The organism is Lyngbya sp. PCC 8106, assembly GCF_000169095.1.
Classification (GTDB): Bacteria; Cyanobacteriota; Cyanobacteriia; order Cyanobacteriales; family Microcoleaceae; genus Capilliphycus.
Window position 1 is genome coordinate 24,277 of record NZ_AAVU01000037.1, and the last position, 20,779, is coordinate 45,055.

Below are 20,779 nucleotides of genomic sequence, written 5' to 3' on the forward strand. Positions count from 1 at the left end.
TTAGAATGAAATAAGAGGGTTAATCAAACTTTTTTTAAAATCAACTTTTAGTTAAGTTTAAACCCGCTTTATAAACAGCAAAAACTTCCTTGAAATGATCATCTTAGACAAGGAAGTGTTAAGGATTGAGAATGAGTTTTAGGAAATTAGGTAATGTTAGAAAGTCCTAGTTAGTCGCCAGAATATATCGAGTGACTTTGAGAAGGTACTTATCTGCAAGGACGCTGAAAATCACGCACAATATTAACAGCATCACAAGAGGAGGAATAAACGGCTTGTAAGCGTAATGTTTTGTCTCCACAAGATTCATAATCTCCACATTCTAATGCTTCTTCTGTTAGGGCGATTTTGGGATGAACTGTACATTTGAGGCGATAATCTCCAGTAAAGTATGTACAGCGACTACAAGGAATACTATGTAAGCGTTTGAGATGAATAATACCTTCTCGAAAAGCACGTTTTAGACTCCAAAAAAATATCGCAGTTAATCCCAAAGCTATGATTGAAAAAAGCAAGCGAACAGGATGGAAAATTACACTCAATATAACCACTTGACTCATTTCGATGATGACCTCAAAATTAAACAATGATGGTGAGATGATGAATAATTTAGCTTCTTGTTGATAATGGAGTTCTGACTTCACCTTGACTAGAAAACCACTCTATTTCTGACCAAAAGTTCAAAATTTTATCGTAGACTAACTGAGGATAAAAGTGATGGAAAAAATGACCTCCTTGAGGAACTTGAATCACTCGATCTCCGGGTTTGAGTAAACTTCTCCAACCTTGTAGTTCTTGACTATCAACAATCACGTCATCTTCGCTTCCACAAACCATTAAAGGAACTGAAGCAGGAATAGGAGATAAACTCATTCGTTTGAGTAGGGAATGAACGGAGAGGGATTCTTTTAAGTCTCTATCTAGCATTAACATCAAACGCTGTTGAGTTGTTGGTTTCTGATATCCAAATAAGGTTTCAACTGTTTGTTTGAGTAGGACTTGACGGCTACAAGGTAATAATTGAAACTGCACATAATAATGGGCTTTCCAGTCAACGGTGGGATGAACTCCGACGGATAATAGGGTTAATGATTTGACTCGTGAGGGATGTCTGTTGGCGTACATTAATGCTAATAATCCGCCTGTACTATGACCAATTAAATGAATGGGTTGATCGTTGGATTTGAGATAGTCATGGACTAATGTTAGTGCGGTTTCTAGACAACTGGGTTCATCTAAACTTTGACGATATTCCCAATAAGCTAATCCCATTGTTTCAGAGAGTTGATTGACTAATTTTTGGTCAAAGTGTCGTAAACTTGGACTGGTATTTAGCCACAAAACATTTGCAAAATTAGACATGAGATTGACTCCAATAGAATAAATGGATAAGTTCAGTAACAGACTATTTTGATATTCAATTGTTGAAAAACTTAAACAAAGCGGGAAGCCTTGTTAAAAAGGTCATAATTCCATACTAATAAGAATAATTTTCAATTAACTTGAAAAATTTCCCCGAGTTGTTGATCTGAGTCTTGATTGAGTTGTAGAATTATCTTCAATTCTAAATTAACAGATCTGCAAGCTTATTGCAAGTCTTTTTCAATAATTTCTCGAAAATAAAGTATTTTTGGGCTTCAACTCTTTCTAGGAGGTTGTTTCAGGTGTTCAAACCGGGATAAAGTTAGGCTTTCCATCACCCCATCTATTTCTCATTCCCCGAAGAAAAAAAGGATAAAAAAAAGAGTCGGGGGGTTAATTCCCGTCTCTAGTGAACACTTTGTCTGAGTTATAAGCGATCACAACAGCATTGTGAATCATTGCACTTCGAGTCAGCTTTTTTTCGCTTCACCAACAGAGAGGTTGTTTAATCTAGTGTATCGCTCCTCTTTATTAAGAGTTTTTGTCATTAATTAAGCAATTAAGCCTTTAAAGCCAGTCCAACTTATTCAGAACCAGACCGACTCCAAGACCTCACACTGACCTAACTTTTCACCTCAACTCTAGAGTAACAGAGCTTTCAATTTATTGCAACTAACTTTCAATAGTCTAGCCAGGTTTCTGCTTTCTGCCTTCACATCAAAGCCCCCAAAGCCACAATCCGACTGATCTGATCCGTCGTTAAACCCGTGACCCCTGTAACATTCATCTGTTCATAAGCACCCAAAGCCCTCAACGTCTCCTGATACTGGGCAATTTGGGTATTCCAAAACTGAATTGTCCCTTCACAAGTTCCAATCGCCAAAATCTTACCATCGGTACTAAAAGCTAAAGCCCGAATGGGGTCAGGCGTGTGGTGTAACGTTCTCAAACACTCTCCCGTGTGTCGGTTCCACAACTTCACCGTACCATCATTACTACCTGTTGCTAAAATCGGTTCATCGGGACTATTGGTAATCGACTCAATCCGATGGGTATGTCCCCGCCAAGTTTGCAAACAAGTTTGATTGCTGACATCCCAAAGCTTCAGCGTACAATCATCACTACCACTGATCAAAATCGGTGCAATATCAGGTCGTTTAGCCGTCAAGTCCGAAGTCTGACCTTCATCGACCGCCAGCCAGTCTGTGGCGAAAGAAGAAGTTTCCCCACCCAAAGCTGTTCCCACTTCTAACCCTTCCCAGGGAGAATGAACGGGAACAAACATCACACAATTGACTCGTTCTTGATGTCCGATACAGGTTCTCAAACACTCTCCTGTATTGACATCCCACAACTGAATCGTCGAGTCTTCATTGCCACTTGCCAGAATACCATTTGAACTAAAAGTAATCGCAGCCACCCGACTTTTTGCTTCCATCTCCCGATAAACCCGACCTCGGCGAACATCCCAGAGACGAATCATCCCATCTTCGCCACAAGTCGCCAACATCTGTCCCCGATGACTCCACACAATCCCATTCACACCGCCATGATGTCCTGACCACACCTGACGACAATGACCCGTTTGTATATCCCATAATCGAATTGTGCCATCCTTACTACTACTCGCTAGAGTTTGTCCATCATTACTCCACATCACTGCTGTCACCTCCGCCCGATGAGATGGACTCATCAACTGTTGTTGATTTTCAGATTGCAAAGACCACAACCGTACTTCTCCCCAAATATTCCCGGTGGCTAAATAAGCATTATCATGACTAAAAGCGATCGCGGTAATTTCACCAATATTCGTCGTAAAAACAGAATGGGAAAGATTTGCATAGGCAAAATTCACCCGATGCAAATTCACCTGTTTTAAGTCCGCGTGCCAAACCGTTAAGTGAGAAAAATCATAACCACTCAAGTCAATTTGCAATCTAACACAGAGGTTTAACCAATTGCCGACACCATATCCAGACCCCTGCTTTTCCATTTCTCGCAGTCGATCTAAAATATTTTGAAGTTGCTCTAATAAAGCTCTCGAAGAACTAAACGTCATTTGTAACGCTCTGGCAATGGGTTCTAAAATCGAAGCCCGTTGATGTTCTCGCACAACTCGATTTCCGGTTGTTTTAGTCAAAGTATGCGTCACAAATTGCTTGATCTCTCCACTGGTCAACTCACTCACAATTTGTTCGGTCAGACAATGGGTGAGATATTCCATCACCATTGGTTCGATAGTGTAATAGTTTTCTTCTCTCTTTTTTTTGCTTGTATTTTGGTCTTCACTGTTCGGATCAGCTTGCTTTTTTCGTCCTTCTCTTTTGACCAGCGATCGCCAAGTCAAAGCTTCCAACGCCTGCAAAATACTAGCTTGAGATACAGGCGGAATTAAATCTCGATGCAACCGTTTAACCGTTGTCTGTCCGTGATCAATAGCCAACCAAAACATAATCGTCATTTCCAGTGGCGATAACCGTTGAAATTGGGGATCAAGCAGTCGGCGAATGCCGTTGAAAATAACAGAACGATGTTCTAAAAATTGAGCAATTTCCCCTTCAAATAAATCTTGAATCGCTGTAGAAACAATCTTTAAAGCGAGTGGACTATAACCATAAAGTTCACACAAACATAGTTTTTGTTCCGGCGAACCGTAGACCGATTCTAGCAATGTGATCGCCGCATCCGGTGAACCTTCCAATAAAAACGAACGCACCGCCTGTCCAGTGCCTTCTAATGCCGCAATTTCGGGGGGTTTTTCCCGTGTCGTTAGTAGTAAACAACTTTGATGAACAGTTTCTCCCATCGCTCGAAAGAGTTCACCATAGCCTTCACATCCAGGGCGATAGCGTCCGGTTGTGCCTTCATGTAAAATTGTTTCTACATTATCTAAAACAATTAAACAGCGATAAGTTCGACATAAGCGGATCAATTCTCCAATTTCACTGAGAGAATTTGAACCCGTAGAAGCCGTTAAAGTCGGTGATAAATTTGTAGTCGTGTCAGAAGTATCGGGAGCAATAAAAGACAGAAGCTGAGTTAAAATGACTTTAGGTGCCGGGGCGTACCGCAGCGATCGCCAAATGACCACATCAAACTCATTTTTCAGCTGTTCGACCAGTTTCACAACTAATGCACTCTTACCGATGCCACCCATTCCCATCACCGCCAGTAGTCGCACGGAGGAAGTCGTCCGCTGGGTTGATTCCCCGACTTCTAGGGACTGAGGTTCAGCTTGAATGTACTCTTGAAGTTGAGCCAATTCAGTCTTCCGCCCATAAAAAATCGACACATCCGGGGCTTCTCCCCAGTCCCAACGCTTTTCAAGCAGGGATGAAGGGTTTTCGAGCAGTTGGGGGGCTGCTGAGAAAGAACTATTGCTACTGACGGGATTAGAAGTTCGTGAGAATGAAGCCGTCGGAGTCGGGGCTTGAGAACTGCTATATCGTTGAATGAGGAGAGAGCGGAAATTTTTCTTGGTCACTTTTTGGCCAAATACTTCCGAGAGTGAATGCCACAACCCTGCTGCCACCCCTTTGATATAGTCTGGATCATAACCTGCATCTTCGGCAATGTCTGCATAGCCTTTACCTTCCCAGGAATGGCGAAAGACAAGCGTTTTTACTGTATTTAACGAACCTGGGGGTAAAGTTCTCTCTAAAATGGCTAAGGCTTCCTCAACTTTCATTCGCGCTCACGCTTTCTCGCATCTGTTTTCTCTTTTTCTGATTTTACTTTACTCACCCTGACAAGAGATTGTCCGGATCGAGACAATCAGACAAAATGGTATATCTAGATGATCTCAAAGTTTTAGCTGATTGATTTGTATCAAACTTACTGACCTCAATATGTTTAAATTGCTACACTCTGCCGGGGTTGGGCTGGAGAATGACTGAGTTAATGATGATTGTTTTCTAGTTGAGATCTAGAATCTCGACGTGATTTATCTTGCTTAAATAGAAGTTAAAAATATTTAAAGTTTTTGAGGCAGTTGTCAAAGATTTTGATTTTGGCAGTAAGTTTCAGTCCTCATTCAATTCGATCTGATCTGATTTAAAAGTCATCAAAATTGATATCAAGGTTTAAATCACCGTCCGCAAAAATTTGATTTTTTTATTCAAAAAACCTGGACTGATGGCAAAATAAAAAGTTTAGTTTATCCTCGATCTTAGATGAAGATTTTCAGCAAAATAAATAGTTTTGAGTGATTAGTCAGCAGATTAAATGTCTCTCTAAGAGAAGCCATCAAATCCCCAGATGATCACTGTAAGAATTACCTATTTGTTGTGGAATCTCATTAGAGATATCTAGATAATGTGCAGAAGATCTAACAAAAACCTAACAAAAACCTCACTTTTCCCTAACTTTTCTCTCTAGACAGTTTTCCGATACATCACTTAATCCTTACTGACAGAACATAGACAATAGATTTAATCTAAAAGTAAGCTGAGTAGAAGGCAAAACTAAACTTAAAATTATCACGTTCTATAACAGGTATAATCGGACAGGGTAGCAGAAAATACAGAATAGAAAAAATTTAAGTTTTGTTGTGCCTCTCTACAGAAAAAACAAACCCTAATTCAGATGATATTGAGTTATGAATTCTCAAGCTATGTCTGCTTTCAACCCTCTAACAATTGGCCAAGTCATCGATCAGATCATTGCCACAGGGCAACTGACTCTAAATGATCAAAAACTACTGCACAACTTAAGTCGCATCCAGCCTTCAATTAGCCACGAAGAAAATCATAAAATCCAGAAATTGCGAGAGCGACTACAAATGGGTTTACTCAAACTCACCTAGTCGAATCAATCAAAATTTTCACCTCTAAACCCGTAAATCCCTAAATAAAATCCGACGAAATTGGAGAGAAAAAATCTCCTCTCAAGCGTCGGATTCTCAATAGAAACGGTATAAATTCCCGCTCGGATTGTCAGGTTCACTGTTTGGTGGGAGTTGTTTCTTGTAAAATTTCAGCAAACGCAAAATTCGGAGCAGCTAAAACAAAAATTGTCGGAGGTAAACCTTCAGCCATTTTTTGCAAACCTTCATAATATTCACTATAATTCAACTCGGGAGACGGTTGAGCCATACCCAAGAAAACTAAATCTGCATTGGATGAAGATTCATGCAAAATTTCTGGGAACGGTTTTCCCTCAGAAACAATCACATTTGGTGTTGCTCCAATGCGTAACTGTTCAACAACTTCTGCTAAATTCAAACGAGCCGCCTGAGCCGCCGTTTCATTTCCGACGACTAACTTTAAATGGATCTCGGCTCCCCGCCAATCAATACTGGTTCGTAACAGATAAGACAAAATTAACATCAAGCCACCATTGGCATTCAAACCTCCCCACCAGACATCAATCTTTTTACGCCGTTTAAACTCAGATTCCGTTGAGCGAAAAATAATTACACTACGTTCTCGCTTATTGAGTTCCGCAATCATCTGACAATAAGAATCCCGACGTTTAGAAGATTGACTATCTCCTAACAGCACCGTATTGGGAATCAGTGGGCCAATCCCATAAGAATCAATTAACTGTTGAGCGCCCACAAACGGATCAGACGCCGTAATCACCCGTACCAAGCCTTGAATCCCGCGTTTATCCAAATATTCGCGCAGTGTCGCTTCCATTTCACCACACTGAACGGGATCACGAGAACCACTGGGTAAAACAGTACAAAGGGTAAATAAACTGCGGTTGTGAGTAAAAGTAGAAGCCAGTTCTACTAAATGCCATCGTTTAGTCGGAGCGCCAGAGAAGGTTAAAATATGAGGACGCCAATTTTTGGTATCCGGCGTGTAACTCAGTTGCAGGATGCCCATTCTCACCAACGCCATCCAAATCCCTTGGCGCACATCACCCCAAGCCGCTTCGAGTTCTCGCCGTTCCAACCAGATGTAGATACTGAAGACAATAATCGCAGCCATGACAGTCGCCACAGCATCGATCAAAAACATCACGCCTAAGCAGCCGACTACACCCAAGAGTGAAAAAATCCAATGAACTTTGAAAGACGGACGAAATGAAGGACTTCTCAGGAAACTTTCCAATCCTGCGGCTAAGTTTAAGACTAGATAAGTCGTGAGAAAGAACATACTGAGAACCGGAGCAATTAGGTTTAAATCTCCCACTGCGACAGCGAGCAACACAAAACCCAAAGTTACTGCTGTTGCGATGCGAGGCTCATCTTGTTCTCCGCTTCCGGTGCCGAGAAAGCGCAACCAAGGGGGCAAAATTCCATCTCGGGCTAAGGCTTGCAATACCCGAGGCGCTCCTAAAATACTCCCTAAAGCACTGGATAATGTTGCTCCCCAAACGCCTAATAAAACCGAAGGCCCCCAGATAGCAATACGTTTCATAACCAGCGGATCAGCCAATAGCAACTCTGTTCCTGCACCTTTCACTAAAAACAGGGGAATCAGCATATAAATGATGTAACCCGTAATCACAGCCGCCAAGGTGCCAACCGGGATAGATTTTGTCGGATCTCGTAAATCTCCCGACATATTCACCCCCGCCATAATCCCCGTTACCGCCGGAAAGAAGACCGCAAAAACCTGCCAAAACCCAACTTTAACCGTGCTACGGGCAACTTCTAACTCAATGTCTGTGACGGCTAAAGGTTCGGGGAGTAAAATCGCTCCGCCAATAAAACAAATCAGCGATAAGACGATCGCGGCCATAATGAAATACTGAGCTTTAATGGCGAGTTCTGCGGACTTGACCGCCACAATTGTCACTAGAATTGTGGTAATTAACGCCACAACCCTGACATCTAACTGCGGAAAGGTAATTTTCAGACTTTCAGCAAAACCAATCGTGTACAACGCCACTGAAATAGCTTGAGCAAAATAAAGCGGAATGCCAACTGCCCCCCCTGATTCGATCCCCAAGGAGCGACTAATCATATAGTAAGCCCCGCCAGTACGGACGACTCGATCCGTGGAAATGGCACAAATGGATAGAGAGGTCAAAAAGGTAATAGAGGTGGAAAGCGTAACAATAACCAACGTTCCACCTAAGCCGACCTGTCCGACAACCCACCCAAATCGTAAGTACATGATCACGCCCAGAATCGTTAAAATTGAGGGCGTATAAACACCACCAAACGTCCCTAAACCTGTACCTGGTTGTTGGGGAGGCTGAGGATTTGATGGTTCCGAACGAGGAAACACGAGGAATTTCACGTTTGTCGTTGAGTTCTAATACAAATAACAAGGATTAACTAAACTCCTTGTCTATCTTATTGTGCAGCGAAAAGCTGACAATCTAGCTTAACAGCCTTTTTAGTGATCAGTTATCAATGTCACCCTAAATAAATCCTGTGGGTCTAAACCCAACCCCAGGCTTTGAACCCTGAGATTTGAACTTCTCAACATCTCAATTCTATTAACTGCTCATTGCTGTCGGACGATGATTCCAGGGTTTAGCGGCTTCGAGTTGAGCAGCGATGGCAATCAAAGTAATTTCATCAGCAGGTTTACCAATTAACTGCACCCCAATCGGTAATCCTTCAGCACTCAAACCTGTCGGAATGGCGATCGCTGGCTGTCCTGTCGCATTAAAAGGCGGACAAGGAGCAATCCATTTGATGATCTCTTCGATGGTTTCTTCCGGAGATAGATGTTCATATTCTCCCACACGAATCGCTGAGTGCATATAGGTCGGAAGAAGTAAAATATCAAACTGATCAAAAAAGGCAACGATTCGACGAGCAACCCCTTGCATTTGACTCACCGCCCGTAAATAATCTCCGGCTGATCCGGTTTGTTCGAGTAACCATTGGTTCATCGGGGTCAGTAAGTCCTTGGGAATACCGGATGCCGCTACACCCGCTTGCCAAACGGCTTTAAACGGTTCAATCAAATCGGTAAAATCTGGACAACCCCGTTCTACTTGATGTCCCATGTCTTCTAAAAGCTGCACGGTATCTTTAACCGCATCTTGACAAGCTTCTGAGGCTTCACCAACCGGAGGAATTTTGGTTGAAAAGGCAATTTTTAGTGATCCGATCGGGTGTTGAGTTGCGTGTAGAAATGAAATCTCTGGATCGGGCAACCAGTAGGGATCTCCAGTCACATAACCCGACATGACATCCAGTAAGGCGGCGGCATCTGCTACTGTCCGAGCAATTGGCCCGTTCGTGGAAATGCCACTTTGATAGTCACCGACGGGGGCATGAGAAATACGACCCCGAGACGGTTTGAGTCCGACTAACCCACAACAAAAAGCGGGGCCACGTAAAGATCCTCCTCCATCGGAACCGTGAGCGATCGCACAAAGTCCCGCCGCCACAGAAGCCGCAGCACCCCCACTCGAGCCTCCCGGAGTATGGTCTAAATTCCAAGGATTACGAGCCGGCCGAAAGCCTTCGGGTTCAGTATAGGGCAGTGAACCCACTTCTGAGGTTGCGGTTTTGCCAATAATAATAAATCCAGCTTGACGAATGCGGGTGACAACGGCATCATCGGAAGTCGCTTCTTGGTTCATCAACACCCGAGAACCGTAAGTACAACGAACTCCGGCTACGGCATTGAGATCTTTGATAGAAATAGGAACCCCGAAAAAGGGGGGAAGTTCTAAAGGATCAAGAGTGGCGAGTTGTTCCGTTTGGGTTTGCGCCTCTGCGATCGCCGTCTCTGCCATGACTGTAAAGTAGCAGCCGAGCTGCTGATTAAACAACTCAATCCGATTGAGATAAAGTTCAACTAATTCTGTCGGTGAGAGTTGTTTGCTGCGGATCAGTTGGGCTTGCTTAAGTGCAGAACTAAAGGCGAGATCGTCGAGATTCATAATATACAGTTTAGAGGTTTAACCTGATTTTCCTCAATCTTGAGGTTTTTTCGACAAGAAGTTGATTTTGTCATTTGATTTGGGGAATACTGATGGATTGAGACTGTCTTTTCAGTTGAATCCTCCAATTTTCGCATTTGACAAATTCACAACTTTACCCATTAATAGTATGGCTACACCCTGAGCTTTTACATCTTAAAAAAAATACAAGTTACCGATGATTCCGCCCTTTGACGAGGGAGACAGCACGAACCGTTTGTCAATTCTTGAGTCTCTTTGCGATCTTCAAGAATTCAAGGCTAGACTGAACTTAAATCTCTACCCCAGTCCTCTCATCAATTATTAAGGTAGTGCAATTATGACACAAGCATCTCGTCCTCCTGTTCCACCGCCACCGAAAGTCCCTCGTCCACCTGCACCTCCAAAAGTGGGTCGTTCTCCCGGTGTTTCGAGTGAAGTTGCCACTCCTCAAGCCCCCCCTCAAGCCCAGAATCCTGCTGCTGAAGCCCCTCAATTGGCTCAACCGGTTGCTTCGGGAGCGGCTGGCTCTCGGCGAGGCCCTGGCCCAACAGAAGGACATCCAACCCTCAGAGAAATTGTTATACGAGCCAATGAAGAAGGCATTTCTGACCTTCACTTAGGGGTGAATGAAGAACCTCGCTTCCGTAAACGGGGTGATATTGTCTCCCCTGGCTATCCGGTGACGGACTTAAATACTTTTATGAGTTGGTTACGGGAATGTATGAGCGATGATGAAATTGGATATTTTCAACAAAATTTAGACTTTGATGGTGCTTTTGACTTTGGCTTTGTGCGGGTGCGGATTAGTGCTTTTGATACCTTAAGAGGCCCCTCAATGGTATTACGATTGATTGCAGCTACAATTTTGACTATGGAGCAACTCAATCTACCAGAAGTCTTTAAAAAAATCTGCCACTACCACAAGGGACTGATGTTAATCACGGGGCCGACGGGTTCAGGGAAGTCTACGACCCTGGCGGCGATGATTGACTACATGAATAAAACTTTCCCTTATCATATTATTACCATTGAAGATCCGGTAGAATTTGTTCACGAAAGCAAAACAGCGTTGATTAAACACCGGGAAGTCGGACGTCATACCCTGAAGTTTTTTAACGCCCTCAAAGGAGCTTTGCGTCAAGATCCCGATATGATGCTAGTCGGTGAAATTCGGGATAAAGAAACCATGCAAATTGCGCTCAAAGCTTCAACAACAGGTCACTTAGTCGCCGGAACTTTACACACCAACAGCGCAATTAAAACTCTAACTCGGATTTTAGATATGTTCTCGGCGGAAGAACAGAAATCGATTAAAGTCTCAATTTCCGAATCGTTGGTGGCTATTATTGCTCAGTTACTTTGTAAAACCACTGATGGTAAACGGGCGGCTTTTCATGACATCTTAATCAATACTGATGTCATCAAAGAATACATTGTTAAAGATCAGTACGAAGAAATTAACCAAATCATGCTTAAAGATACCTATGAAGGTATGACCACGATGAATAAATCTCTTTACACTCTCTATCAAGAAGGTCGAATTACAGAAGAAACCTGTCTAGATATGTCACCCTACCCTAATGAGATGGGTCAAATGCTACGGGGCCGCGTTTAGTCATCGTTGGGATCAAGTCTAAGAAAAGTCTGAAGTTTTAAGCCTTTGATCTCAACTTTAAGGTAAAGTGTGAATTGTGAGGTATTTTATTGAGCCTAACTTAGCGGTCACAGTTCACACTTCTATATAATTGATTTGTGAAGTTATCCAATTTCTTTGGTTCTTTAATCGGTAGCCTTGAACTTTGCTAAACCGACTGAATCTACAAACTCCCCGCTATTTAAAGGAATTGCACTTTTTACTCCAGGGGGAGATTTAATTTACTGTATCGACCCCAGTAAACGGCGTCGATGGCATCTACATTTGTGCGGAGCCTTACAGGAAATTTTGGGACTGTCAGAAACGCCCCATTTTTTAGTTCCCTGCTATACGGCGACTCTTGACCAGTGGCTTGATCCCAATACTCAAACGGTTAAACAGTCTGCTGAAGCCTATCCTCCGGTGCTACGTTATCAAACTTTGCTCAATGCTGTTTTTGGTCTTGATAATTTAGTTTGGCAACCGACCCGAGAACCTGAAGAATTGTGTAACCCTCTTGTTATTTCGACTTATTATCAACAGTTTCCCCAACTTTGGGAAAATCACGACTTGGTTGTACAATTTCAAAAAATGGATACTCAACTTGATGGGAACCGACGAAAAGTAACTTCTACATTGCGATCGCAAAGTTTACGGTTTAATCAGTCTCCAGAGATTAATTCACCGCAAACAGCCGGATATGTTCTCCGTTTATTTGTTTCAGGTCATAGTTTAGCGACTGAACGAACCCTGGCGACACTTCATCAACTTTTAGAACGATCTGTTAATCACCCTTATACTCTAAAAGTTATTGATGTGTTGAAACATCCCGAACAAGCTGAAGCCGATCAAATCTCAGCAACTCCTACCTTGATCAAAGTCTGGCCGGAACCAATCCGCCGGATTGTCGGAGAATTGAACGATGTTGAGATGATTTTACGCTTGCTGGGAACCTTAGAAGATTAAGACACTCTTTTTAGGTTCCCAAACCATTTTTCTCGAAAATTTCTCGACTTGTACAAACCAGTTAAGCCTACCTGTAAATCCTATTTAAAACTGAATATTTCCAAACAAGTGACCTCTAACTAAGCTGCACAACTGCTTGATTATTGACTAAAATTTCCGAGGTAAGTAAGTCCTCAACAGTTAGTCTTAAAAACCGCTGTTCATCCACTTGAAATAATACTTTAATGCGATCACTTCCCGGATATCCGGGCGGATTTAATCGTGCAATACTGCGTCCTTCTTCTGTATCATTTAACGGTTGTATGGTTGTTTGTCCGGCGGCTAAAGTGCGTGTGACTAAGCGATCGCCATCAAAAAAGACTTCCGTTCCTCCCGTTTCCACTCCCAATTCTCCGATCACTAACTCAATACTCGGTTGATTTTCTAAAGAAGCGCCCAAAACCAATTCTACAGGTTCACTCATCGGATAAGGTTGACCTGACTTAATAATCGGATGCCAATTGTGACAATTATCCCGACGATTCCAATAGCGAATTCCATAACTATGATACAGAAAATCTTCAATTTGAGTCCCCAAACTTAATTGTAAAGCCCCATGAGAAATCGCTTCAAAAGGCTGATCACAACGAATTTTTTCAGGTTCAAAATACTGTTTTATCCAACTTTGGACAGCCGGAATTTTTGTAGTTCCCCCCACCAATAAAACACCGCTAATATTATTCTTTTCCACACCTTGACGTCGAGCTTGCTGTAACACTTGGTTCAGGGATCGATCTAGATTTTCAAAAAACTGATGTTGTGTTAAAATATCCTCAAATTGATTGCGAGTCATTTCCAGTTCATAACTCTCTAAAGTTTCATCATTAAAATACACTTCACTCGCTTGGGTTTGTAAAGAAAGCTGAATTTTTAATCTTTCAACTAAACGAGCAGTGAGCGGAGTTTTAACCAATTCCTGAGTTTGGGAAAAATAATCCATTAACCAATTATCAATATCTGAACCGCCCAAATTTTGACCTGATTTTGCTAAAACTCGCGCTGTTTTTGTCTTTTGTCCAGAAGATTCAGCAAAGGATTTTTGACCCCATTTGAGAATAAATCCTAGCGGTTGTTTTTGTACCGTCTTGTTGAGTCGAACCAAAGATAAATCAAGCGTTCCCCCCCCAAAGTCAATCACTAATAACAGATCTTGTTCTGCGAGTCCGTATCCCAAAGCGGCGGCTGTGGGTTCATCTAACATTCTCACCTGTTCGACATCGAGAGACTGACACACTTGACCCAACCAATGACGGTAGGCTTCAAAACTGTCAACCGGAACTGTAAACACCAGAGAGTCTACAGGTAAAGGAATCTCTCGAACCGCGTCTAACACTTGAGTGAGAAACCACTCACCCACCCGTTCAAAGGTGACCACTTGACCATCAAGTTGAGGGAGAAATCCCTGAATATCGCTGCCAATTCCGCGTTTAAAATTGCGAAAAAAGCGCTGATCGCTGCTGATATCATAACCCTGATCTCGCACTTGCTGACCTAAAACAACCTGATCCGTAGTCGCATCGGTGACATAGACTAAACTCGGAATCAGAGGGGGGTTTTGAGTCGATATCCAGCTCAATCCGGGAAGTTTCAGGGTTTCAGGCTGTTGTGTGACCCGATTCCAACGGGATACAACGGTATTACTGGTACCAAAATCAATTGCGATTACCATTCAGTCTAATTTTACAACAAGTCTAAATTTTATGATACTAGCGGATCCCAAGTCACCGTCGGGATAATTGATCAATCATCTCTAAGCGTTCACTAAACTTAACATCGGCATTCTTCAGCGTTCACCCTTCAACATCCTGACTTTTTTGAGCTTTTTTTACCGTTAAGATTTCATTATTATGGTTATAATTTTTAATCCTGTATTTACATACTCAAAATATGTTTGTATTATAGAACATAAAGAATTATTAAAAATATCAAGGTTTTTTATCATTTTGTTTATATCTTTGAATAAGAGAATACACAGAAAAGTCATTGAAAAACAGAGGATACGATGAACTCAGAACATAAAACAGAAGAACTCCAAAAAACTATCTCAATTCTCCAAGAGGAGGTGCATAAGCTAGGTAATGAAAAAGAAAAATTACTCGACTGTTTAGGCTTAAATCTTGAACGACAACTGCAAGAATATATGGCAAAACTTCAGTTACAATCTCAACGAGATAGTTTATTATCTTCCGTATCTTTACGGATTCGTAAATCTCTCAATCTCGGTGAAATCTTGCAAACAACCGTGGATGAAGTGCGACAATTTTTACAAAATGAACGAGTCATTCTCTACCGCTTTCAACCGAATGGGGAGGGAGAGGTGGTGGTGGAGTCTGTCGCAATACGCAGATGGTCACTCAAAGGAAAAGAAGTACAAGATCCTTGCTTTATCAATACAAAAGACAAATTTTATCAAGCCAATGAAATTCATGTTTTTGAAGATCTAGAAACCGCAAATTTAATCTCATGTTATGCTGAGTTCCTAGCTAAACTAGAAGTGCGAGCAAATTTAGTCGTCCCGATTTTACTCACCGACACAAAAACCCAATCTCCGCTTCCTCCATCGGAGAATAAATTATGGGGATTATTAATTGCTCAAAACTGTTCAAAGCCCAGATATTGGTCTAATTGGGAGATTGAATTTTTACAACAACTCGCCATACAAGTCGCGATCGCGATTCAACAAGCTTCCTTAGTTACACAACTCCAAAACGAATTAGCAGAACGACAAAAAGCCGAACTTGCTTTAAAAATGGCAAAAGAAAATTTAGAAATCAAAGTCCGAGAGCGAACCTTAGCCTTAGAACAAACCAATCTACATTTACAACGAGAAATTTGGGAGCGACAGCAGAAAGAAATCAGACTCAGACTTTTAGAACGAGCCATTGCATCGAGCCATAGTGGAATCGTAATTAGCGATCCGACACAACAGAAAAATCCGATTATTTATGTGAATTCTGGCTTTGAAAAAATGACCGGCTATCGCGCCGCAGAAGTGATTGGAAAAAATCATCGTTTTTTGTATCGTGATGACATTCATCAAGCTGGTTTGCAAGAAATAGAGACTGCTTGGCGAGAAAAACGAAGTTGTTCTGTAATTGTCCGCAATTACCGAGAAGACGGAACATTATTTTGGACAGAAGTAACCACTTCTCCCGTGCGAGATCCAGAAGAACGACTGACTCATTATGTGAGTATCAAAACTGATATTACCGAACGAATTCAAGCTCAACAAGAGCGAGACTGCTTTTTTAATATTTCCTGTGATTTACTGTGTATTGCCAATTTTAACGGCTATTTTGTGCGAGTTAATCCAGCTTGGGAACGAACACTCGGTTATTCAGAAGAAGAATTTATTACCCAAGCTTTTATTGAGTTTGTTCACCCAGAAGATCGCGCACGCACAATTGCAGAACTCGAACGCTTAAAACAGGGAGTGAACACCTTAGAATTTGAAAATCGTTATCGCTGTCAAGACGGAACTTATCGCTGGTTATTGTGGACAGCAACACCTGTTTTAGAACAAGATCGCATTTATGCTGTGGCGCGAGATATCACCCAACGGAAGCAAGCAGAAGTACAAATTCGTCAAAGTGAAGAACGTTTTCGCACTGTCGCTAATTTCACCTATAATTGGGAATCCTGGATTGATCCCGACAAAAACTTCCTATATGTTTCTCCGTCTTGCAAACGAATTACTGGATATCAACCTGAAGAATTTATCCGCAACCCAGAACTGTTAATCGCAATTGTTCATCCTGAAGATCGAGGGATGATTTTAGAATATTTGCAAGAACATTTTCAACAAAATCAACCTTATTTTGTCGATTTTCGGATTATAACCCGAACCGGAAAAATACGTTGGATTGCTCATCAATGTCAATCTGTTTATAGTCATGATGGACAGTGGTTAGGAAGACGAGTCAGTAGTCGAGATATTAGCGAACAAAAACAGATCGAACAAGCATTACGAGAAAGTGAAGAACGCTACCGTCGCTTAATCGAAACCACAATTGAGGGCGTTTGGATGATTGATATCGCCAATAAAACCACATTTGTTAATCAACAGATGGCGACGATGTTGGGTTGTGGTGTGGAAGAAATGCTAGGAAAATCGATGTTTGAATTTGTTGATGATGAGAACTGGGAAATCGCAGTCGCTAATCTTGAACGTCAGCGTTTAGGCATCTCAGAACAACATGATTTTAAGTTTCGCCGTCAAACAGGAGAGATTCTCTGGACCTCTTTTAATACTGCACCGATTTTTGATTCATTGGGTCAATATGTGGGTGCTTTTGCGATGATTACTGATATTACCAAACGTAAACAGATAGAAGAAGCATTACGCGAGAGTGAAGAACAATTTCGGTTGATGGCGGATCATGCTCCTGTCTTAATTTGGATTTCGGGAAATGACACGCAGCGTTACTTTTTTAATCAAAGTTGGTTATCTTTTACCGGACGAACCTTAGAACAAGAAGTTGGCAATGGTTGGATCGAAAATATTCACCCAGAAGATCGAGAAGAATTTTTAAAAGTCTATCAGCAGAAGTTTCAACTGCGAGAATGTTTTTCTCTTGAATATCGTTTAAGACGTGCAGATGGAGAATGTCGCTGGTTGCTCGAAACAGGAATTCCTCAAGTCAATCAAAGTCAAGAATTTACAGGGTATATTGGCTCTTGTATTGATATTACTGAAAGTAAAAAAATCCGGCAACAGTTACGTGAAATTAATGATCAATTAAGGGATGGGATGAATGCTTTAGAACAACGTAATCAAGAGATGGTATTACTGGGGGAGATGAATAGTTTTGTACAAGCCTCTAGTTCATTACAAGAAGCCCATCAGATGCTTGCTGATTTACTGAAACCTTTATTTCCTGACTGTGGAGGAGGTGTATTTATGTTGGGAGAGTCAGAACATTATGTCGAAGCTGTTGCGACTTGGGGCGAAGATTTTGTCATTCCAACCTTTTTTCGACTTGATGAATGTTGGGCGTTGCGACGGGGATGTGTTCATTGGATAGAAGCAAAATCTCCAAATTTATTTTGTCAACATATTTCTCAAGGGGATTTTCTACCCGCAGAGTCGTTGTGTGTGCCGATGATGGCTCAAGGAAATACATTAGGATTACTTTATATTGCTACATTAACCCCAGGTCAACTCACACCTGCCAAGCGACAACTTGCTCGTACTGTTGTAGAACATTTAGCAATTGCTTTAGCCAATGTCAAACTTCAAGAAAAGTTTAAAGCCCAAAGTATGCGAGATGCACTGACAGGACTTTTTAATCGTCGGTATTTAGAAGAATCTTTAGAACAAGAAATTCATCGGGCGAGACGAAATCATTATTCTGTGGGAATTGTGATGATTGATATTGACCATTTTAAACGGTTTAATGACCAATTCGGACATGATGCTGGAGATGAAGTTCTCAAAACAGTGGCGAGGTTACTCCAAGGTAGTATAAGGAGTTCTGATATTGCTTGTCGTTATGGAGGAGAAGAATTAACATTGATTTTACCAGAAGCTTCCCTCAGTGATACTCAAGCCCGATCTGAACAAATTCGGTATATGATTGAGCATTTACAGTTACACTATGAGAATCAATCTTTAGGCTCGATTACGGCATCTTTTGGTGTGGCTTGTTTCCCTGAACATGGAGAGACATTAGAAGCGGTACTCAGAATAGCAGATACCGCTCTTTACCAAGCAAAAGCTTTAGGAAGAAATCGAGTGGTTTGTGCGACAGACATCAGTTAATGGGACAGAAGTAAACTCGATATCATTAAACAACTTTTAGATATCCTGCAATAAATTCTCGAATATATTGAGCGATAACATCGGGAAGTTCTGCGGGTAAATTCTCACCACCGGGTTTAACAAATTTTAAATCAGCCATCGGTGCGAGAACAGAATAGGATTCACTCATCGATAATGCGATCGCTTGGTCGTGAGTTGCTTGTAAAATCAGTACAGGCGCTCTGAGGTTAGATAGACGTTCATCCAATAATTCTGAACGATACTCCGCCCATCGCCGTTTAAACAGGAGTCGGGAAGCACTGACATAATTCAGCATTTGTTGTCTTTGTTGTAGCGTTTGTTTGACTTTTTTCCCCTGTCCAATTATGACAGCAAACGGATAAATCAGTTTTAAGATAAAATGTAAAGGTGCAGGCGGATGAGCTAACCAACGACGCCAACGCCAACGTCCTTCTTGATCGCTTGCCTTCACACCTTCCGGAGAAATTAATATAAGACGTCGGACTCGTTCGGGGTATTTCAACGCAAAACTTGCGGCTATCCATCCCCCTAAAGAATGACCCACTAAACAAACATCTTCTAACTTCAGTAAGTTGAGATATTCTGCTAGACTTTCTACCATTAAATCGATAGAATAGTGAATATTGGGAAACTCTGATTCTCCACATCCCAATAAATCCGGCGCAAAACAACGATATTCGCCACATAAATGCTCAAAAACAGGCAACCATTGACTGCCATCCTGCCACGCTCCATGTAAAAATACGAGGTTCAGGTCGGAGTAACCAGCTTCACGCCAGAAAATTTGACCCTGAGATAGTTTGATGCGCGAGTGATGAATCTGTTCAAACATCGTTACAATTTTATTTTATGAGCTGAATAAACAACAGGTTTAAGCGGGTATGAGAGTGTTTATAACAGAAAAAGTCAGAGAGGCTAGAGGGACAAAGTACCCCGGAGATGATTATATTTACTCTTGTGTCTCTCCTAACTCTTATTTCTGCCAAGTTTGTATGACTCGTTGGTTTATTTTTAGCCAACTTTCAAATTGATGTCAATTTAGATCTACACTAAACTGAATACAAACTCAGACCATCTGTTTAAGCCAATGTTGTGCGACCTTCTAAGTAGTCTTGAATTTGACGAGCATAGTCATGGCTGAGGTTATCTTTGGGAATTGACTCCCGACTAAAAGCTTTGACTTCGCTAATTTCAATTTCATCCTGAATATTAAACGAGCCTTGAACTTGTGCTTCGACTAAAATACAAATAGAATGAACTCTCGGATCGCGATCTGGGGCTGAGTAAACTCCAACTAAACGACCCATTTCAACTAATTCTAGTCCAGTTTCTTCAAGGAGTTCTCGTCGTATCGCCGTTGGGATATCTTCGCCCCAGTCTACCATGCCTCCTGGTAAAGCCCATTTACCGCTATCACGACGTCGAACGAAGATAATTTGACCATCCGGTAAAATCGGGACAACACTCACGCCCGTGACTGGATGGCGGAAGATAATTCCCAACACCGCCTGTCCGAACTGCCATAACCGTTTAACAGATTCTACCAATGTTTTAGACCTCTATTGGGGGGTAAACAGTTTAAGAACTTCAGGCGCATGATCAGCAGGTTTGACTTGGCGATAAATCTTCACAAGCTGACCACCTGCATCAATCACAAATGTATGACGGTAAACTCCCATAAACTCTCGACCCATAAACTTTTTTAACCCATAACTACCATAAAGACTAGCTACTTTTCCACCTTCGTCACACAATAAAGGAAAAGGAAGTTGATGTTTGGTGACAAATTTTGCATGAGATTTAGCATCATCTGTACTCACGCCCAACACCGCAATATGCCCGAGAACGGTATTCTGCATACAGATCCCGAAAACCACAGGCTTCTTTTGTACAGCCAGGAGTATTATCGCGAGGATAAAAATACAACACCACAGGTTGTCCTCGAAAATCACTCAAACTCACCGAATTTCCTTCAGTATCCGGTAACATAAACTCAGGAGCTAGATCGCCAGGGTTAAGAGTCATTGGACGTGAGAGTTTTAGGATAAGATCCTTTTTGAACACTAACATTATGTCTGATCATGACTTTTTCTGCAAAATCCGGAAAGATAAGTTCAATATCTCCCTCCACCGTTAACTGACGATAATTTCCTCCTCAACTCTTATTCAAGAAT

Annotated in this window: 12 protein-coding genes and 1 pseudogene; 4 read left to right on the forward strand and 9 right to left on the reverse strand. The window is 41.7% G+C overall.

Annotated features, from left to right (window positions below; translation table 11 throughout):
* Positions 1–209: 209 nt before the first annotated feature.
* The 3 genes from L8106_RS21270 to L8106_RS21280 all read right to left on the reverse strand — a co-directional run bounded on the left by L8106_RS21270 (position 210) and on the right by L8106_RS21280 (position 5,050).
* Positions 210–560 carry a hypothetical protein gene (locus L8106_RS21270; protein ID WP_009786516.1) on the reverse strand — a complete coding sequence of 117 codons (351 nt, stop codon included), beginning with the start codon at positions 558–560 and terminating at the stop codon, positions 210–212.
* A gap of 49 nt (positions 561–609) precedes the next feature.
* Positions 610–1,362: an alpha/beta fold hydrolase gene (locus tag L8106_RS21275; RefSeq protein ID WP_009786517.1), complete on the reverse strand. Its 753-nt coding sequence runs from the start codon at positions 1,360–1,362 to the stop codon at positions 610–612.
* Positions 1,363–2,074: 712 nt separating this feature from the next.
* The gene (locus tag L8106_RS21280; protein ID WP_009786518.1) at positions 2,075–5,050 is read right to left on the reverse strand and encodes an NB-ARC domain-containing protein; all 2,976 of its coding nucleotides are present in this window, start codon (positions 5,048–5,050) and stop codon (positions 2,075–2,077) included.
* Positions 5,051–5,959: 909 nt separating this feature from the next.
* Between L8106_RS21280 and L8106_RS21285 the strand changes: the two genes are divergently transcribed.
* Positions 5,960–6,166: a hypothetical protein gene (locus tag L8106_RS21285; RefSeq protein WP_009786519.1), complete on the forward strand. Its 207-nt coding sequence runs from the start codon at positions 5,960–5,962 to the stop codon at positions 6,164–6,166.
* A 136-nt stretch (positions 6,167–6,302) separates the two neighbouring features.
* On the opposite strand, the gene L8106_RS21290 is transcribed toward L8106_RS21285, so the two are convergent.
* Both L8106_RS21290 and L8106_RS21295 read right to left on the reverse strand, forming a co-directional pair.
* Positions 6,303–8,558, reverse strand: a complete 2,256-nt coding sequence (locus L8106_RS21290; protein WP_039896886.1) for a Na-K-Cl cotransporter — start codon at positions 8,556–8,558, stop codon at positions 6,303–6,305.
* Positions 8,559–8,760: 202 nt separating this feature from the next.
* Entirely contained in the window at positions 8,761–10,164 is a 1,404-nt protein-coding gene (locus L8106_RS21295) for an amidase (RefSeq protein WP_009786521.1), read from the reverse strand.
* 358 nt (positions 10,165–10,522) lie between these two features.
* On the opposite strand from L8106_RS21295, the gene L8106_RS21300 reads away from it, so the two are divergent.
* Positions 10,523–11,800: a type IV pilus twitching motility protein PilT gene (locus L8106_RS21300; RefSeq protein ID WP_009786522.1), complete on the forward strand. Its 1,278-nt coding sequence runs from the start codon at positions 10,523–10,525 to the stop codon at positions 11,798–11,800.
* 177 nt (positions 11,801–11,977) lie between these two features.
* Entirely contained in the window at positions 11,978–12,784 is an 807-nt protein-coding gene (locus tag L8106_RS21305; RefSeq protein ID WP_009786523.1) for a circadian clock KaiB family protein, read from the forward strand.
* A 115-nt stretch (positions 12,785–12,899) separates the two neighbouring features.
* Here the strand turns inward: L8106_RS21305 and L8106_RS21310 are convergent, their stop codons facing one another.
* A complete protein-coding gene (locus L8106_RS21310; protein WP_009786524.1) occupies positions 12,900–14,492 on the reverse strand; it encodes an Hsp70 family protein in 1,593 nt (530 codons plus the stop codon).
* 333 nt (positions 14,493–14,825) lie between these two features.
* Between L8106_RS21310 and L8106_RS21315 the strand changes: the two genes are divergently transcribed.
* Positions 14,826–18,584, forward strand: a complete 3,759-nt coding sequence (locus tag L8106_RS21315; RefSeq protein ID WP_009786525.1) for a PAS domain S-box protein — start codon at positions 14,826–14,828, stop codon at positions 18,582–18,584.
* Between the two features lie 25 nt (positions 18,585–18,609).
* On the opposite strand, the gene L8106_RS21320 is transcribed toward L8106_RS21315, so the two are convergent.
* The 3 genes and pseudogenes from L8106_RS21320 to bcp all read right to left on the reverse strand — a co-directional run bounded on the left by L8106_RS21320 (position 18,610) and on the right by bcp (position 20,630).
* A complete protein-coding gene (locus tag L8106_RS21320; RefSeq protein ID WP_009786526.1) occupies positions 18,610–19,437 on the reverse strand; it encodes an alpha/beta fold hydrolase in 828 nt (275 codons plus the stop codon).
* A gap of 247 nt (positions 19,438–19,684) precedes the next feature.
* Complete coding sequence (locus tag L8106_RS21325) at positions 19,685–20,152, reverse strand: NUDIX hydrolase (RefSeq protein ID WP_009786527.1); 468 nt, start codon at positions 20,150–20,152, stop codon at positions 19,685–19,687.
* Between the two features lie 12 nt (positions 20,153–20,164).
* Positions 20,165–20,630, reverse strand: a pseudogene (gene bcp, locus L8106_RS21330) (thioredoxin-dependent thiol peroxidase).
* Between the last annotated feature and the right edge of the window lie 149 nt (positions 20,631–20,779).

Bases quoted from the DNA above. Each gene is read 5' to 3' on its own strand.
- L8106_RS21270 (WP_009786516.1), bottom strand. From the start codon at position 560: ATGAGTCAAGTGGTTATATTGAGTGTAATTTTCCATCCTGTTCGCTTG.
- L8106_RS21275 (WP_009786517.1), bottom strand. From the start codon at position 1,362: ATGTCTAATTTTGCAAATGTTTTGTGGCTAAATACCAGTCCAAGTTTA.
- L8106_RS21280 (WP_009786518.1), bottom strand. From the start codon at position 5,050: ATGAAAGTTGAGGAAGCCTTAGCCATTTTAGAGAGAACTTTACCCCCA.
- L8106_RS21285 (WP_009786519.1), top strand. From the start codon at position 5,960: ATGAATTCTCAAGCTATGTCTGCTTTCAACCCTCTAACAATTGGCCAA.
- L8106_RS21295 (WP_009786521.1), bottom strand. From the start codon at position 10,164: ATGAATCTCGACGATCTCGCCTTTAGTTCTGCACTTAAGCAAGCCCAA.
- L8106_RS21300 (WP_009786522.1), top strand. From the start codon at position 10,523: ATGACACAAGCATCTCGTCCTCCTGTTCCACCGCCACCGAAAGTCCCT.
- L8106_RS21310 (WP_009786524.1), bottom strand. From the start codon at position 14,492: ATGGTAATCGCAATTGATTTTGGTACCAGTAATACCGTTGTATCCCGT.
- L8106_RS21315 (WP_009786525.1), top strand. From the start codon at position 14,826: ATGAACTCAGAACATAAAACAGAAGAACTCCAAAAAACTATCTCAATT.
- L8106_RS21320 (WP_009786526.1), bottom strand. From the start codon at position 19,437: ATGTTTGAACAGATTCATCACTCGCGCATCAAACTATCTCAGGGTCAA.